Source organism: Sphingobacterium sp. UBA7625, from assembly GCF_002484085.1.
GTDB lineage: Bacteria > Bacteroidota > Bacteroidia > Sphingobacteriales > Sphingobacteriaceae > Sphingobacterium > Sphingobacterium athyrii.
This window is the reverse complement of sequence record NZ_DLJD01000028.1, coordinates 17,371-33,578: the sequence shown is the minus strand read 5'-3', so window position 1 is coordinate 33,578 and position 16,208 is coordinate 17,371. Positions and strand designations below refer to the sequence as shown.

Annotated in this window: 16 protein-coding genes; 3 read left to right on the top strand and 13 right to left on the bottom strand. The window is 39.4% G+C overall.

Translation table 11 applies throughout. The features are described 5' to 3' along the window. Positions 1–162: 162 nt before the first annotated feature. The 6 genes from B4G94_RS12000 to B4G94_RS11975 all read right to left on the bottom strand — a co-directional run bounded on the left by B4G94_RS12000 (position 163) and on the right by B4G94_RS11975 (position 7,419). Positions 163–2,895 carry a DNA gyrase/topoisomerase IV subunit A gene (locus B4G94_RS12000; protein ID WP_286859082.1) on the bottom strand — a complete coding sequence of 911 codons (2,733 nt, stop codon included), beginning with the start codon at positions 2,893–2,895 and terminating at the stop codon, positions 163–165. Between the two features lie 143 nt (positions 2,896–3,038). Continuing rightward, on the bottom strand, positions 3,039–3,587 hold the full coding sequence (locus B4G94_RS11995) for a GNAT family N-acetyltransferase (protein WP_286859081.1): 549 nt from the start codon (positions 3,585–3,587) through the stop codon (positions 3,039–3,041). 27 nt (positions 3,588–3,614) lie between these two features. After that, positions 3,615–4,292 carry an ATP-binding cassette domain-containing protein gene (locus B4G94_RS11990; RefSeq protein WP_286859080.1) on the bottom strand — a complete coding sequence of 226 codons (678 nt, stop codon included), beginning with the start codon at positions 4,290–4,292 and terminating at the stop codon, positions 3,615–3,617. Further along, positions 4,289–5,203 (bottom strand): hypothetical protein, encoded by a 915-nt coding sequence (locus B4G94_RS11985; RefSeq protein ID WP_286859079.1) that lies wholly within the window; start codon positions 5,201–5,203, stop codon positions 4,289–4,291. Before B4G94_RS11985 ends, B4G94_RS11990 begins: the two co-directional genes overlap by 4 nt. Positions 5,204–5,305: 102 nt before the next feature. After that, entirely contained in the window at positions 5,306–6,469 is a 1,164-nt protein-coding gene (locus B4G94_RS11980; protein WP_286859078.1) for an MFS transporter, read from the bottom strand. Positions 6,470–6,669: 200 nt separating this feature from the next. Continuing rightward, positions 6,670–7,419, bottom strand: a complete 750-nt coding sequence (locus B4G94_RS11975) for a TrmH family RNA methyltransferase (protein WP_286859077.1) — start codon at positions 7,417–7,419, stop codon at positions 6,670–6,672. An 8-nt stretch (positions 7,420–7,427) separates the two neighbouring features. Between B4G94_RS11975 and B4G94_RS11970 the strand changes: the two genes are divergently transcribed. Further along, on the top strand, positions 7,428–9,779 hold the full coding sequence (locus tag B4G94_RS11970) for a BamA/TamA family outer membrane protein (protein ID WP_286859075.1): 2,352 nt from the start codon (positions 7,428–7,430) through the stop codon (positions 9,777–9,779). A 66-nt stretch (positions 9,780–9,845) separates the two neighbouring features. Here B4G94_RS11970 and B4G94_RS11965 read toward each other — a convergent pair whose 3' ends face one another. The 3 genes from B4G94_RS11965 to B4G94_RS11955 all read right to left on the bottom strand — a co-directional run bounded on the left by B4G94_RS11965 (position 9,846) and on the right by B4G94_RS11955 (position 12,170). Next, positions 9,846–10,373, bottom strand: coding sequence for a hypothetical protein (locus tag B4G94_RS11965; RefSeq protein WP_108635778.1), 528 nt, complete (start codon positions 10,371–10,373; stop codon positions 9,846–9,848). Between the two features lie 232 nt (positions 10,374–10,605). Further along, entirely contained in the window at positions 10,606–11,487 is an 882-nt protein-coding gene (locus B4G94_RS11960) for a hypothetical protein (protein WP_286859073.1), read from the bottom strand. A 158-nt stretch (positions 11,488–11,645) separates the two neighbouring features. Beyond that, positions 11,646–12,170 (bottom strand): hypothetical protein, encoded by a 525-nt coding sequence (locus tag B4G94_RS11955; RefSeq protein WP_286859071.1) that lies wholly within the window; start codon positions 12,168–12,170, stop codon positions 11,646–11,648. 159 nt (positions 12,171–12,329) lie between these two features. On the opposite strand from B4G94_RS11955, the gene B4G94_RS11950 reads away from it, so the two are divergent. Further along, positions 12,330–13,226 carry an Rpn family recombination-promoting nuclease/putative transposase gene (locus tag B4G94_RS11950; protein ID WP_165308387.1) on the top strand — a complete coding sequence of 299 codons (897 nt, stop codon included), beginning with the start codon at positions 12,330–12,332 and terminating at the stop codon, positions 13,224–13,226. A 254-nt stretch (positions 13,227–13,480) separates the two neighbouring features. Here the strand turns inward: B4G94_RS11950 and B4G94_RS11945 are convergent, their stop codons facing one another. After that, on the bottom strand, positions 13,481–14,041 hold the full coding sequence (locus B4G94_RS11945; protein WP_286859070.1) for a plasmid pRiA4b ORF-3 family protein: 561 nt from the start codon (positions 14,039–14,041) through the stop codon (positions 13,481–13,483). A gap of 24 nt (positions 14,042–14,065) precedes the next feature. Next, complete coding sequence (locus B4G94_RS28100; protein ID WP_376786662.1) at positions 14,066–14,254, bottom strand: Dna2/Cas4 domain-containing protein; 189 nt, start codon at positions 14,252–14,254, stop codon at positions 14,066–14,068. A 193-nt stretch (positions 14,255–14,447) separates the two neighbouring features. Here B4G94_RS28100 and B4G94_RS11940 point away from each other — a divergent pair, with 193 nt between their 5' ends. Further along, complete coding sequence (locus B4G94_RS11940) at positions 14,448–14,708, top strand: hypothetical protein (RefSeq protein WP_108635798.1); 261 nt, start codon at positions 14,448–14,450, stop codon at positions 14,706–14,708. A 127-nt stretch (positions 14,709–14,835) separates the two neighbouring features. Here B4G94_RS11940 and B4G94_RS11935 read toward each other — a convergent pair whose 3' ends face one another. Further along, entirely contained in the window at positions 14,836–15,249 is a 414-nt protein-coding gene (locus tag B4G94_RS11935) for a hypothetical protein (protein ID WP_104385601.1), read from the bottom strand. A 67-nt stretch (positions 15,250–15,316) separates the two neighbouring features. Further along, entirely contained in the window at positions 15,317–15,931 is a 615-nt protein-coding gene (locus B4G94_RS11930) for a SprT-like domain-containing protein (RefSeq protein ID WP_165308348.1), read from the bottom strand. Positions 15,932–16,208 lie beyond the last annotated feature (277 nt).

Genomic DNA, 16,208 nt, shown 5'->3' with positions numbered 1-16,208 from the left:
ACAAATTGATGGTGGGTTGTTTATTAGGGGGCAAGGAGATTTGAAACAAGGCCTTGATGACCCTCCTTTGAGAACTACCAGCGATCGATAATAATAATAAGAAAAGGCTCGAATATCATATTCGAGCCTTTTCTTATGCGGATTACTTATTGAAAAATGCTGTTAAAACATTTCCATTTGCCCTTTGTCATCAATTTGGATGTCGTCAGGATTAGTGATTTCTAATTTGATATCATCTTCTTTTTTATCCTTAGTGGCATCCGCTGATATTTCATCAGTTGCCGCATCGGATTTGGTCTCTCCGGATTTTGTTTCGCCACCTTCTGAAGCGACTTCAGCTTTCTCCTTTCCTTTTTCACTTAGATCTTCATCAGCCGTGATCAAGGTGACAGATTTTACGGTATGGAAGGACAGGCGGTTGCCTTGTGCTTTTATACCCTTTATGTCAATAATCTCAGTCAACGGTTGTTCCAGTGTTTCCTTCGTTTGTGATTTACCTTTCAGGATGTCCAATCTGACGGTCGGCTCAGCAGCATTGCTCATAAGTACTAATTTTGAACCGGGTTCTTCGTTGATAAACGAAATACGTTTACCAATGGGCTGGTCATCAAATTTAAAACGTTTGACAAAATAAGTACCACTCTTACCATCTTGATGTACCACGGTATAGATATGTTCCGGGTAGAATTTTTCTATACGGATCATTTTTTCATCAAAGTGGTTACTTAGGTCGAAGTTCGATAACTCGTAGCTACCGTCGGAAAGCACAATTAATATTTTATCATCACCATCAAATTCCCCTAAATATTGACCACGTTCATCGGCATTTAAGCGTTTCATGATGCTGTCATACCAAATTTTTCGTCCTGCGAGTGTTGAAATACCTGAGCTTTTGAAGGCGATTTTCTTGACTGGATATTTGGAAACAATATTGCCCTGAGATGCACGACCTTTAATGGCAATTTCAGCGAAGTCCATATCGAAATTCAATTTACGCAATTTCGTGTGTGGTTTGAGCTGTATATTGACCACTTCGGCCTCACCATTAGGATTAGCGGTGAAATATAAAACCTTTGATCCTTTTGACCCTTTGGATACATCATACTCCTTATCGCGGGTAACGCCGACAACCGAGAAACGTTTAATATAACTCGTACCGGTTTCGCCTTCTTTATAGATCACGTTGTATATGGTACGTTCGTCCCCTTTTTTGAAGACCGCTACATGGATAATCCCTTTTCCAACAAATACTTTATCCTGGATTTTGCTGACAACATATTTGCCATCTTCGCGGAATACAATGATATCGTCGATATCTGAGCAATCACAGACAAATTCATCTTTCTTCATTCCGGAGCCGATGAAACCTTCTTCGCGATTGACGTACAGCTTCGCATTGGCTAAAGCAACTTGTGTTGCCTCAACTTTATCAAAGATGCGTAATTCAGTCTTGCGCTCGCGATCTTTGCTGTATTTTTCACGTAGTTTTTCATACCATGCAATAGCATATTCTGTCAATTGACGCAAATGGCGCTTCACCTCTTTGATCTCATTTTCGAGCGTCTTCATCGTTTCATCTGATTTTTTTACATCGAAACGTGTGATACTACTCATTGGTTTATCGATCAGTTTCTTATAATCCTCCGGAAGAATTTCACGATAAAACTGTTCAAAGAATGGCTCAAACAAGCGATTTAAAACCTGTACGACAGTGTCAAAGTCACCGGCATTTTCATAATCGGCGTGTTTGTACATCCCCTCTTGGATGAATATTTTTAATAAACTATTGAAGAATATTTTTTCCTGAAGATCATTTAAACGGATCTCCAATTCCCGCTTCAATAGATTTTTGGTGTTTTTGGTATTTTCAATCAAGATGTCATTGACACTCATAAAATGAGGTTTCTCATCTTTGATGACACAGGTATTTGGCGAAATGGAAACCTCGCAGGCAGTGAATGCATACAAGGCATCGATAGTAACGTCAGGAGATATTCCCGGCGCTAAATGCACGATGATTTCAACATTTCCAGCGGTGTTGTCCTCAATTTTCTTGATTTTGATTTTGCCCTTTTCATTGGCTGTCACTACACTCTCGATCAAGCCGCCTGTAGTAGTGCCAAAAGGAATTTCTGTGATCGCCAGCGTCTTTTTATCCCGTTCCTCGATTTTAGCGCGCACACGGATCTTTCCACCGCGTTGTCCCTCGTTATAGTTGGAGACATCAGCCATACCACCTGTCGGAAAATCGGGAAGAATATTTGGTCGTTCGCCATTCAGTACCTGAATTGAGCCGTCTATAAGCTCAATAAAGTTGTGGGGCATAATCTTGGTTGCCAAACCTACAGCAATACCTTCGGCTCCCTGAGCCAAAAGCAATGGAAATTTAACAGGTAAAGTAACTGGCTCACGGTTACGTCCATCGTAGCTCTGTTGCCATTCTGTCGTTTCCGGATTGAAGACAACTTCATTCGCAAATTTAGAAAGCCGTCCTTCGATATAACGTGGCGCTGCCGCCGAATCACCCGTGATCGGGAAGCCCCAGTTACCCTGACAATCGATCAGCAGGTCTTTCTGTCCCAATTGAACCATGGCATCTCCGATGGAAGCATCTCCATGCGGGTGATATTTCATGGTATTACCAATCACGTTGGCAGCCTTATTATATCGTCCATCATCCATTTCTTTTAGGGAATGGAGGATACGACGTTGTACGGGTTTCAAGCCGTCATTTATATGGGGTACAGCTCTATCCAAGATCACATAGGACGCGTAATCCAAAAACCAGTTTTCGTACAGTCCAGACAAAGGTATTGTCTGACTTCCGCCCTCTGTTTTTCCTGCTCCTAATTCTTCTTGGTTATCTTCCGTTGGGAAGTTTGTTTCGTCACTCATTTATTCAGCAATAGATTAAATTGTACAATACAGAAATGTTCGAAATTTTATTTTATTCGAACGTGTAAAAATACAAAACCATTTTGTTTTATCCCAGTGAAAGTATAAAAAGTTAAAAAAATTAGTTTTTAAAGCTAATATAATTAGTTTTGTGCCGATTGCTCGACCAGGTCGTACCAATAACAATGGATGTCCCAACGGTCGAAATAAAACTCCTCGGTGACCTGAAAACCCACTTTCTCCAATACATGCCTTGATCCTTTGTTTTCGGTATGGGTGATGGCATGGAGCTCGAAATGAGTCAGGTGTTCCCGATAATACTGCATACAGGCTAATGCCGCCTCAGTGGCATATCCTTTACCCCAGGATTCTACCCTGAAACGATAGCCTAGATCTAGGAATCCGATACGTCCGTTTTCCAATTCATCAATATATTTAAAACCCGTCCAGCCGATCCATTGGTTGCTTGATTTTTCAACAACTCCCAGTCGGCCAATACCGTATTTTTCATATTGTTGCCGAATGAGAGCGATCACTTTTTCCATTTCTTCGATGGATTGAACTGGCTCTTTATTGAGGAAGGTATGTACCTCAGCCTGTGAATCCATGGCAAAAAAATAGTCCTTATCGTCCATGCTTATCGGACGGATGATTAGACGTTCGGTTTCTAATGTTGGTAGGTATTTTTCCATCTGGTATATTTTAGGTTTTAGTGGCTTTTAAAGCCACAGTTTATCAATATCTTTTTTCAATATTTTCTCTTTCATTTCTTCTTCAAAATTACCGAACTGTTCTTTTTTAACAGTCTTGCTGATCCGACCTTCTTCCAAAACCAATATCTCATCACAGGTATCCTTTAGTGTCGAAAATATATGCGATGAGATCAGGATGGTTTTGCCCATTGCTTTAAGACGTAGTATGATTTCGGTCAGGATAATACTGCTTTGTAGATCGATTCCGTTAAAAGGTTCATCCAGAATGTAGAAACAGTTGTCCTGGAGCAGAGTCGCTGTCAGTGCCAGTTTCTTTTTCATCCCCGTGGAATAAGAGCTCGCATACTCTTTTAATGGTAATTCGAAGATATTTCTGTCATCGAGGTTTTTAATACTTTTCCCACGGGCGTCGGTAAGGAGGTAGATATACTCTTCACCTGTCAGTTTTGATAAGAAATACGGATCTGATGTCAGGTAACCTAAATGGTTCTTAAGTGGTTGCAGATTTGCGTTGATCTTTCCCGAAGCTGTTTCCAGCCCTGCTATACAGCGAAATAAGGTTGTTTTTCCAGCCCCGTTTTCGCCTACGATGCCGTAGACTTTTCCGTCCTTAAAAGTAAAGGAGACCTCATGCAAGACCTGATGCTGCCCAAAGGATTTACTGATATGAATAAGTTCGATCATAAATAGTTCTTTAGATTTTTGAGGGCTTTAAAGTAATAGAAAGGTAATAAGGCCAATATCAGTGGATAGAAGCTGAAACATAATGCCAGTGCAAAGCCTTCCGGAAAATTGATCTCTCGTGGATAAGCGACATATTTTAAGGTAATGGCAAAAGGGAGCAGGAATAATATACCGCCCAAAACAATTAGTGCATTAAACCATTCTGATGAAAAAATTAAGGCATATGTCAGTAGGAGCGGAAGGACATATAAAAGACATTGCAGCAGTCCGCGTCTAAACTTGCGCAGTAGAAATCCAGCAGGTGTTTCTCGGCTGTTCCATAGATAAAAGACAGGTTCCGGTAATTGATAGTAGAATACAGCGGTAAGTGCAATACCAGCGATACAAAATAGAACGAGGTTAGGGTTCATTACATAGAAGCCGATTGCTCCGAGTATATACAGAATGAAAATTAGCAGGTAACTCCTTCGGAATCCAATAATAAATTCAAATGGTTTCTTTGTGAACGGAGTTGGAATGGATTTACCAAAAGCCCTAAAGACCAAAAAAGCAAATATAAGAGCTAGTGCAATGAGGGCCGCGCTATATAGCCATAGTCCCAGAAATAGAAAAATAGCCATGGTCGGTAAAATCACGAATCCATTTTCCACTAGCCTGATCGTATAAAAATCTTTTTTACTAAAGGTATTTTTAAGAAAATCGTTCCTGTTTTTTTCGGTCAGGAGAAAGAGTAACTGAAAATTGCTAAGCAGCAGGGCATAGCTTCCAAAAGTAGGATACCGGAGCAGAAGGTAATAGGCAAAATAACTGGTTCCAATAAGCAAAAGTGGCGCAACCACAATCGGAAGGCCGGTCGCCTTAAAATGGCGTGTCAACAATTTATATTGAAGCTTTAAATAATTGTTTATCATTTGCTATCTGTTTATAAATAGTCATACAAGCGATGCTATCGTGAGCTTGTTAGTCCGCCGTTAACGTACTTAAATTTAATGACTCCAATCGAATAGCTAAAGCTAAGATTTTCTTTGCCAATTTAGCATATAGAGTAAGGCAATCACGAGCACAACGGCATTGGCATACATAATTTGCGGAATGCGGAGGATGACATCTGCATAATACAGTCCGGCGAGGAGGGCCCCAAGGCCAATTCCCGCTTCGAGCGAAATATACATGGTCGCGACCGCTTTGCCCCGATGTTCGGGGATGCTCAGGTCAATGGTCCAGGCATTTACCGCAGGAGATAATATACCGGTACCGATACCGTAGATGCTGGCCCCGGCCATCATACCGATAAAGCTATCCTCAAAACCAATGACCACCAAAGCAACGGCAATAATCACTATGCCTGTGATAATAACTTTCGGCCTCCCATAGCGATCGGAAACCTTTCCCGAAACAAAACGTATCATGACGGATGCGATCGTAAATGCCAGAAAGAAAAGGCCTTTATTTCTTAATCCAAGGTGTTCACTCCAATCCGGTATAAGAGTCAGGATCACACCGTATGCCGTATAGGATAGAAAGGTAACTATTCCAGCAGGGAGTGCGCGCCATTCAATAATGTCTTTTCGGTTTATTTTGAGCATAGAAAGGTTAAATTTTTCCTTTTTAACCAAGGTTTCCTTCATATTGATGACGATGAGGATTGATAACAATGCCATGAAGGAAGAGGAGTAGAACATGACATTAATCCCAAAAGCGTCAAAAATTGCGCTCCCTATTGCTGGGCCTACTGCAGTACCGACACTGAATGCAAGGCCATGCATCCCGAGAGCTTCACCCCATCTTTTCTGAGGAACAAGATCTGCGACATATGCCGAGGTGGAGGTCGGTTTAAAACCGGTAGAGAAACCATGGATCAACCGCAGAAATAAAAATCCCGCTACAGAAGTTAAGATCGGATAAAGAAAACCACAGATAAAACAGACGATGGATCCGATGGCCATGACTGGTACACGGCCCCAACGATCGGTCAGTTTACCACTGAAAGGTCGTGAAATTCCGGCAGTCAATGTAAATAGTGCTATGATCAGACCCTTATATTCAGCCCCGCCCAGGCTACTCAGGTAATTAGGTAGCTCGGGAATAATCATATTGAAACTAGACGAGAATAGGAGTGAGCTCAGGCAAAGTAAAATAAATTGAAGCGTGTAGATGGATTTCTGTTCAGATGGCATTTTAAAAAAATTATCGTGCATGAATAATTCCTCAAGTATGCAGTACCGTGGATGATACCTGTACTTTTTGAAGTGTAGGTCAAATGTACAGCTTTTGAAACGATTAAACTTTTTCTTTTGTTCGAAATTTTCGAAAAATCTTCCAATTATGACATCACATTGGGTACATCAACGGATATCATCTGCGGTTGAACGTCCATTTAGATCAGCCGCTGCCGGGCGATCTCGCTGCAGAATATTGTTGTTGCGACGGCAACATTCAGCGATTCCGCTTGACCGATGCGGGGTATGGTCACTGCCTGATCTATTAAAGTTATTACTTCTTCACTAATACCATTGCCTTCATTTCCCATGACGATCAATCCTTCTGTACTCCATTCGGTCTGGTAAATGGATTGCCCATGAAGTAGTGCGCCATAGACCGGTAAGTCTGTTGAAGAGATAAATTCGTACAGATCTACATAATGAACTTGTATTCGTGCCAATGAGCCCATTGTCGCCTGCACAACTTTCGGATTATAGGCATCTACCGTGCCAATGGAGCAAATGATATGTTTGATCCCAAACCATTCGGCTGTGCGAATGATGGTACCCAAATTACCGGGATCCTGTACATCATCCAAAACGATGTTGTAGCAATTTCTTAAATCACTTACTTCAATCTGTTGTTGTTTTGGGAGCTTGACCAGAGCAAGGATGCCTTGCGGAGATTTTAGTGTACTAATCTTTTGAAATTCAGCCTCCGTCAGTTCATGGGATTTTATATTATGCGAGATTTTACCCACTTTTGTGTTTGCGTCGTCTGTATAGAAAAGGGAATCAACCCGGTAACTCGATGAGATAAATTCCTTGACGGATTTTATGCCCTCAACGATAAATATGCCATGTTGTTTTCTATACTTTTTGTTTTGTAGAGACGTTATTAGACTGATTTGCGCTTTTGACAACATTTTTATTGATGATTAAGTACCCTCGTTTTATCGGATTTGCAAGTATAATGCTTTTGACGCTATTTTTTGCATCTTGCCGATCTTCAAAATATATAGATGACGACCAAGCCTTGGTTACAAAAGTACAGATTTCTGGAGTTTCACCAGCACTGAAAGAGTCTTCCGAGACCTATATCTCCAATCAGATCAGACCTAATTCGCGGGTAAACCTATTTATTTATAATACCTTCAACACAAAAAAAGGTCGCTATAAGACCAAGAAGATCAGAAATGTTGGTGAGCCACCACATTTGTTGGACTCGGCAATGGTCGACTTGTCGGCCAATCAAATCAGACGTTTTCTATTTACGAAGGGATATTTTAACGCCAAGGTCAGTCCCGAGATTAAGGTTGAAAAAAAGAGGGCACATATCGATTTTAGGGTAGATGAAGGAAATGCGTATCAGATCAGGAATATTGAGCGTAAATATGAAGATGGGGATGCAAAATGGTTATTTGATCGGGATATTCTGCCAAAAACTAAAGTCAAACCCAATACGCAATACGATGCGGCCAAATTGTTGGATGAACGTGAAAAATTATATGTTGTCATGCGCAACAATGGCTATTACGATTATTTGCGGCAATATATGCGTGTGGGTATTGACTCTGCGCTGAACGGTGATCAGATCGATTTAAAAATAACTATTGAAAATCCTAGTGATTCAACGATACATAAAAAGTATCAAATTGACAGTGTATATATGACTGTTAGGAATTATGGGGCAATATCAAAGAAACCACCCCGCCGCATAACTGACTCTTCAAAACGACTTCTTTTTGTGGATGAGACCAATAGCTTTCGCTGGAAACCTTTGGAGCGATATATGTATTTGCGATCCGGTCATTATTATTCCTTGGCCGAAGAAAATAAATCTTATGATCGGCTATATGAGATGAACGGTTTTCGGTCGGTGAAAATACAGTTTGTAAAAAAAGATTCCAATAAACTTGATGTACATTATGACTTTGTTCCAAGACCGCGTATGGGCAACCAGATTGAAGGGGAGTACACTTTTAGTTCGGGGATGAGCGGTTTTAATATTGGAAATACGTTTTCACAACGTAATATTTTTGGCGGTTCGGAGCAATTGGAAGTGAAGCTGCGGTACGGGGTGTTGTTTGATCCACGTTTGTCGGGCGGGCTTTCCAGCAAGATATTTAACAATGATTTTCAGGCGGGTGTGAATTTGGTGATTCCACGCCTCATGGTGCCGTTCAATATTAATCCGGGGGGAAAATATGGTTTACCCAAAACAACCTATTCCATGACTCTTCAGTTATTTGATCAGGATCGGACTTACTCCAACCGCTATTTTACAACTTCACTGAATTATTCCTGGTATGAAACAGAGAATAAGTATCACAGTTTTACTCCGATCGTATTGGAATATCGGGACGGAAGATTGGACTCGAATTTTCGGAAAAACCTTGAACAGGGCGGATATCAGTTGTATGTACGTAGCAATGACCGTCAATATTTTGGACTGGGTACCCAATATACCTTTATGCTGAATGGCAAGAAGCTGACCAGCAAAGAAGATTTTCAATATTTCCGTGGTACGGTGGATGTCAGCGGAAATGTCTTGGATCTGATCAGTAGTCTGGCCAAACTACCGGCGAATGCCGATGGTGAGAAAAAAATATTTGGGGTGCCATTCTTGCAGTATGCGAAAACGGAGCTTGATTATCGTTTGTATCGGAATCTTGGAGGAAACAAACAATTTGTTTTCCGATTTAATCCGGGGATAGCCATACCGTATGGGAACAATTCGAAGTTGTTGATATTTGAAAAGAGCTTTTACAGCGGTGGAATGAATGGTATCCGGGCGTGGCAGGCGCGCACACTGGGGCCAGGCGCCTATAATCGACAAAGCCTAAGTGAGGACCTGCGTCTGAATTTGCGCAACTTGGATCAACTTGGCGAAATTAAATTGGAGGCAAATGCCGAATATAGGTTCCGCATCTTAAATAATTTTCTAGGGGCCAAAATGAACGGAGCCACCTTTGTTGATATGGGGAACGTTTGGCGGCTTAAAAAAGATGATGAATTAAATCCCGGCGGTGAATTTAAATTCAATAAGTTTTTGGGGCAGGTAGCTATCGGTACAGGGTTTGGACTGCGTTTTGATTCAGATTACTTTGTGATCCGTCTGGACGCAGGACTAAAGGTTAAAGATCCGCAGTTTTCGGGTAGCAACCAATGGGTAATCAAGCATTTCTTTGACTCAAAAGAGTTTAAGCAGCAATATTATGACAGCCATAGGCCCGATCGGTATAATTTTATCCAGTACAATTTTGGGATCGGTATGCCGTTCTAGTGCGTGCTAATTTTTATAAATAGCTCAGTAAGCTGGATTATGACTTTGCTGTACTGCTATTGCATGCTAGCCCAACAGATTCTTTAGACTGGAGAAAATTGACTCAACGATCTTGCTTAAATCTAATCCCTGTGAATGATTGAATATAAAGAAAACAATTGCCAGCGCAATGGCTGTCATAATCACTTTTTTGAACATATAGGCGATACCCAATACAACGGCAGGGATGATCAAAAACATCAGTCCGCTGATGGCAAAGGGAGAAAGTCCATTATCTGTCTTGTAGATATAAAACAGGCGACCTTTGGATTTCTCCTGGTTTTTGTGACTAAAAAATACAAAAGTAGATGATTCGATTTTTTGAGCCGGCACCGCTACGCCCTCGTGAAATTGGAGCGCCTGAGAGAAACCGTTAATGGTAAATAGGTAGTTCCCATTGATAGTCTCATTGGTATTGCCTATTGAATCCAAAGCGACGACCGCAAGTTTTCCGTTTTTGGAAAGATTCTCTTTTATGACAAAGTCTTGGATATTCTGCTCCTGAGCACCTGCCCAGAAAGGTATCAGTAATAGAAAAAATATAAGCTTTTTCATCTTATTATAAGCGTTTAATTTTAGCCCATTTGTAGCAAGAGATTTGACTTATTTGCTTATATTCCTTTCTACAAGCCAAGGCAAATTCATGTTGGCGATGTCGCAATAGATCTCGTCGAAATGAGCATGCAATTTTAGGAATTTTAATCTTCTTTTGGAAATCTTAAATTATTTGGGGGATTATTCTAATCGAAAACTTCAATGTCAAAAAATCGATATCGACAAATTCCTTTTATTGTTTCAATAAATCTTCGATCAGTTGAAGCTTCACATTTTCCAATATCCCTTTTGGATCATCAATGACTACTTTTCCAAAGATATCCTTTTTAATAGACGCATGGTTTCCATTGTTATCGCTGGCTTCATAATTTCCAAATATATCCTTTCTTACGGAAACACGGCTCCCTCTGTTGTCTTCAATTGTTTTGCCACCCAATATGTCTGTTCTAATGGTTGTACTTTTACCGGTGTTACTTTCAATAGTCAGGTTTCCTAAAATATCCTTTGATACACGACTGCTATTTCCTTGGCTGTCACGAATGTCTAAGCCGCCAATAACATTTTTAGATACAGTGGTGTGGTTGCCACTTGCATCACGGATGTCTAAACCGCCGAAGATATTTTTTGAAATAGTAGTGAGGTTCCCATGGTTGTCACGTATCTCCAAATTATCGAGGGTATTTATGGAAGCAGTGGATGGACTCCCGTCCTGATCAGAAATATCAAAATCCCCACTTATATTTTTTCTGACCGTTTTTTCCTTTCCGTCGTTATATTTTACGACTATATTGCCGGAAAAATCCTGTTTTATCGAAGTTTTAAGTCCGTTGTTATCCTTTTTTGTATATCCGTCCCAGTGGTCTTTGCTATATTTGACACTTTTACCCCAGTTGTCTGAAACGGTTACTTCTCCCCAGCTATCGGTTTTTATTTTAATTGAGCTTTTATCTAAGCCTTCCGAAACAGCTAATTGTGTAATATACTTTCGGATATTATCAGAAAGCGTATCAGTTAACTGCTTGGAATAATTTTTATTGGAAGAAAGAGCAGCTTTTACTGTCATTATCGAAGAGAATAACAATGCAAAGCTAAATAGGATATATAAGCGTTTCATGTGGCTGTGATTTATGATTAAGATACACTTTTTTTTGACAAGAATAAATTTTGTTTCAATTTCCTTTCCATGAAATTAAAAAATACTTTTTGAATAGGCCATTTCCTAATTTATGCTTCTTTTTGTTTTAATTTTTTCACTCTATATCTTATGTTGGACTACATATGTGCGAAAAAATTGAAGCTTTGTTGAGCAGTTAATCTAGGCTTCGCATCTGACGATTTATTTACAAAATTTTCATACAATTCGATCGTGATAATCTTAGCTCCAGCAGGGATTTTATAGGTTTCATCCTTTGTATAATTGTAACCCCGAATATTCGAATTTTCTTTGCCCGCTATCCTTTTGATCTCGACAATATATTTCAGCCTAAGAGTATTCCCCGTTAATTCCTTTTCGATTCGGATTTTCTGTATGTGATTGATATAATGGCTACTAGAGGAAATATTGCCCTGCAGACGGAATTTTAATAAGTTTTCCTCTTTGGATATCATAAAAATCAGGGGATTAAGTCGCTCTGTAATCTCTTTAAACGTGTTAAATTTATGGGAGACGCCGTTTTCAGAAACATCGCTTGTTATTTTTTTTGGCTCCGCATAAATAGGGGAAATCCGGAATTTTTGTTCGTTGGTTTTACAACTCAATAGTGTCAAAAAAGTTGAAACAATCATGATATTTCTCATTGCTTATTTTTAATCAATTTTTCGAATTAAAGTTAGCACAGACTGTCTGATAAGAATATCCCTGATATCGGTGATTTTATTAATCTTTATAAATAAAAATACTAATATATTTAGTTTTTTTATTATCTTTAAGGCGAATAACCAATATTATAGATCTAAATGAATAAAAGAGCTAACACATCGAAGTACATCAGTATGCTTTCTGATTTTGGCTGGAAGCTTTATTTTGGACGAGAAGAACACAAGGAAAATCTAATCAACCTGTTGAATAGCCTGCTTGAGGGAGAGCATGTGGTAGCTGATCTTACATACAGCAATGTAGAGGAGGATGGGGATCAACCGTACGATCGGAAAGTAATCTTTGACCTACGCTGTGTAGGCACTGGTGGCGAGGTTTTTTTGGTGGAAATGCAGCTTCAAAATCAAGATTTCTTTTTTGACCGTGCTGTCAGCTATACTTCTCGGACGATAAGCCGTCTGCCCAAGAAAGGGCGTGCTGGAAATAATTATGAACTTCCACCTGTATATTTTATCGCTGTACTGGGGTTCCCGATAGATTTAGCAAACAGGGAAAAGTATTATTATAGCGCAAAGATCATCGATGAGTTCGATCAGGAAGTCCTTTATCCCAAGCTAAGTTACAAGCTGCTGGTGTTGTCCAACTTTAACAAACCCCTGGCCAAACTAGATACAATCATCGATCAGTGGATGTACCTGATGAAGCACCTCGATGAGTTGGAGGGATTGCCTAAGTATTTGGATAAAAGAATATTCTCCCGTATCTTTGCAATAGGAGAACTGGCAAAGTTAACGCCAGAGGAACAGATGTCATACATATCAAGCTTGGAACAGAAACGTGCCTATAATGCTACGATTGCGTATGCTGAAAAGGAGGGTATGGAAAAAGGTTTTGAAAAGGGTAAGCTGGAAGAGCGCGCCAAAGCCGAAGCGGAGAAACTCAAATCCGCATTAGAACTTAAGAAAATAGGTGTAGCTATAGAGAATATTGCGAAAGCTCTTGGGTTGACTGTGGAGCAGGTCGAAAAACTAAAATAATATTCATTCAAAATACTTTAAAAGCCAGTTCTTTTTAAAAGGGACTGGCTATTATTATTGCAGTATGTTGATTTCGTCTCCAATGCTTGTTCTATTGTGATGCTTGTCGAAAAAAGTGAAATATCGTCTCAAAAATAATGTTAATGACATAGACACTTCACCACTTTTGGCAAACACACTGGTTTGGCCAAGGTATTGAGCTGGACACAATATAAGTTATTGATGCGGTTTGATGCAGAAGAGCAACGGGAGTTTTATATCGCCGCTACCCTCTTCTGTGCAGCTCGGAGATCAAAGTAGTTTGGATCCCATTTTTCATCTTCTCCTAAGCCAAGCCAGGTTCGCATTTCATCATGTTCTTCATGGTGAGTATCTTTCATGACATCCTTTATATTTTGATATCCCCAAGTACTTCCGCAATCTTCGGGTGGGCAAGCACCTTTTCCCTCCAGTAACTCCGCTTTTAATACATGCTTGTCTAGGATGTCTTCGACTACAATTTGGTGTGTCCAGCTATCACCGAAATCATAGATGTAGGTGAACTTTAGCCCTACCTGATTTAAAATGTCTTTCAATATTAACATTTCGGCATCTTCGGTATCTCCTTCGTTCCAATCTTCGTCAATTGGGGCAATCTCAGGATATGATCCAAAACCTTTCGGCGAAAACTGATAAAGGTGATAGTTTTGCCAGCCGAATGCTTCTTGTATCACTTGATGTAAGCGATCAAAGGTGAAGTAATCAGGGACCAATAATTTTCGCCACACTGGAGGTTTAGTTATTCCTTTAATCTGTATTTTTAATTGTAATAGCATATGTATTTATTTTATTCCTCTTCACTAATAAGACAACTCATAATAGCTGTAATTCTTGCAAATCCCCAATATCGCTTCCAGTTTCTCTATTCCATTGCGTGCCAAAATATACATATAATATTTCACTTGCGAGATGTGCGCATGTTCTACTTTGTCTGATTTTTTGACCTCGTGTACAATCTTATTTTTGGCATTATAAAAGTCTATCTTGATGCTGTTGATAAAGTTCTACATTGTCGAATGAAATACTTTGAATAAACAGCAGTTTATATGAAAATTCATAGAAAATTTTGCTGCTGCTTCCAGTTATTTCATTACTGGATTTATTTCGTCGCCGGTTTTTTCAATTTTATTTTTCAAACATAGAATATTTTGTACATTTGTATCGAATAAAATCGAAATAGAAATGGCAGAAACTGTACAACCAAGAGCTCCAAAGACAACTGATAATAATGCGAATCAAACTCATTACTACAAAACATTGGTAGTAGCTATCGCTTTAGGTTTAATAGGCACATTTATCCGTTTTGTACCGGATGTATGTACTGCACTGGGACAACAAACATTCTTGTTCTCCGCGATAGCAAATATCTCATTGATCGTAGGTTCTCTTATCGCATTTAAAACTGTTTTTGGTATTTTGGGATTTGGAAAAAACCGTGACTAACTAAAGTCGTTTAAAATATTGAAAGCCTCAGTTTTGCTGAGGCTTTTTTTGTATTGGCGCGGTAGCTGGCAAATAAAAAAAGGCATCAATTAAACAATTGATGCCTTTTGCTATGATTGATGATAGACTATGCAAATAATGACCATGTACCCCATGGAATACGGGCAAGCATCAGGATTAAGCCGATGATGTAGAAAATCACAACAGTTTGATTTGCTTTTCTGGAATTTTCCATCTTTTTAGCTTTTGAATAACCAATGGTGATCAATACAATGGCAATGATCATTGTCAATGGGTGCTCAATGATTTTTAAACGTAATGTCGGATCTTTCATCACGCTGCCAGAGATCATCGATGGGTACTTCAAAACGAAGTATAAAATCAATCCCACCAATAATTGAATATGCGATACGATAAAACCTAATAAGGCAATTTTACGGTTGTAAGGTTTGTTGCCTAGATAGTTCATTAAGGTGATCACAATAGATATCACCAGGGCTAGCAATAAGACAATTGCTATTGTCGAGTGTAAGTGTAACATAAAAGCTCTCTTTAATTGTTTCCTAAGTTAGCAAAGATAAAAATATAATGAATGTATTTGTTAAAAATCATTGTTCTAGTAGAAATACCTCCGCAATTGGGTTGAACAGGTACATGCGTTTGCTGGTCAGCTCCATGCATTTATAGCGTTTCCGTATTTTCTCGATCCGCTGAAAAGACCGCCCGTTCTTCAATTTAAAAAAATGGCCATCCTCCAATGCTTCTACCGTCAGTGCATTGCTTTTTGCTTTGTCATAAGCTTTTAACGCACGGAATAGATGAAGATCTGTACAGCTTGATGCAGCCGGATTCTCCATATAACTGTGTATTGCGCCGCTTATGTCAGCCGGAAAGATATTTAGTTTTAAAAATGGATCCATTAGCTCCTTAAAATGTTTTTTCCATTCAGTCCCATGTGGTTTGACACGGTGCTGATGCTTGTTCCAAGTCTGTAGATGTGCAAATTCATGTATGGTTGTGATTAGAAAGGAATAGGGATTCAGATCATGATTGACCGAAATACGGTGTGGACTGCCCCTAAAAGGAGCACGGTAATCGCCCAATTTGCTGCTACGGGAACGGGAGATCTTAAACAGGCACGCTGTATGATTGATCCAGTTAGATATGATCGGCGCAGCTTCCTCAGGCATGTATTTTTTAAGGGTAGCACTGTAATCTTGCATGCTGTAAAAATAGTTATTTATTCATGCTTACCTAATAATGACGCGACATTATTTTGTCACAAGCAAACATGTTACTGTCAAAAGATAAGGTTTATATGTTTATAGTCGAAGTAGCTACTTGTCGTATATTGCTCTTGATAAGATCAAATCCTTGTATCAAGGGGGCTAATCTGCGTAATCACTGGTAGATAAAATACCATTGATGATTTTTTAACTGCTAGTTTTTAGCTATTATAATTAGTTTTATTTGGAATTTTGATATTATTTTTAGTATTTA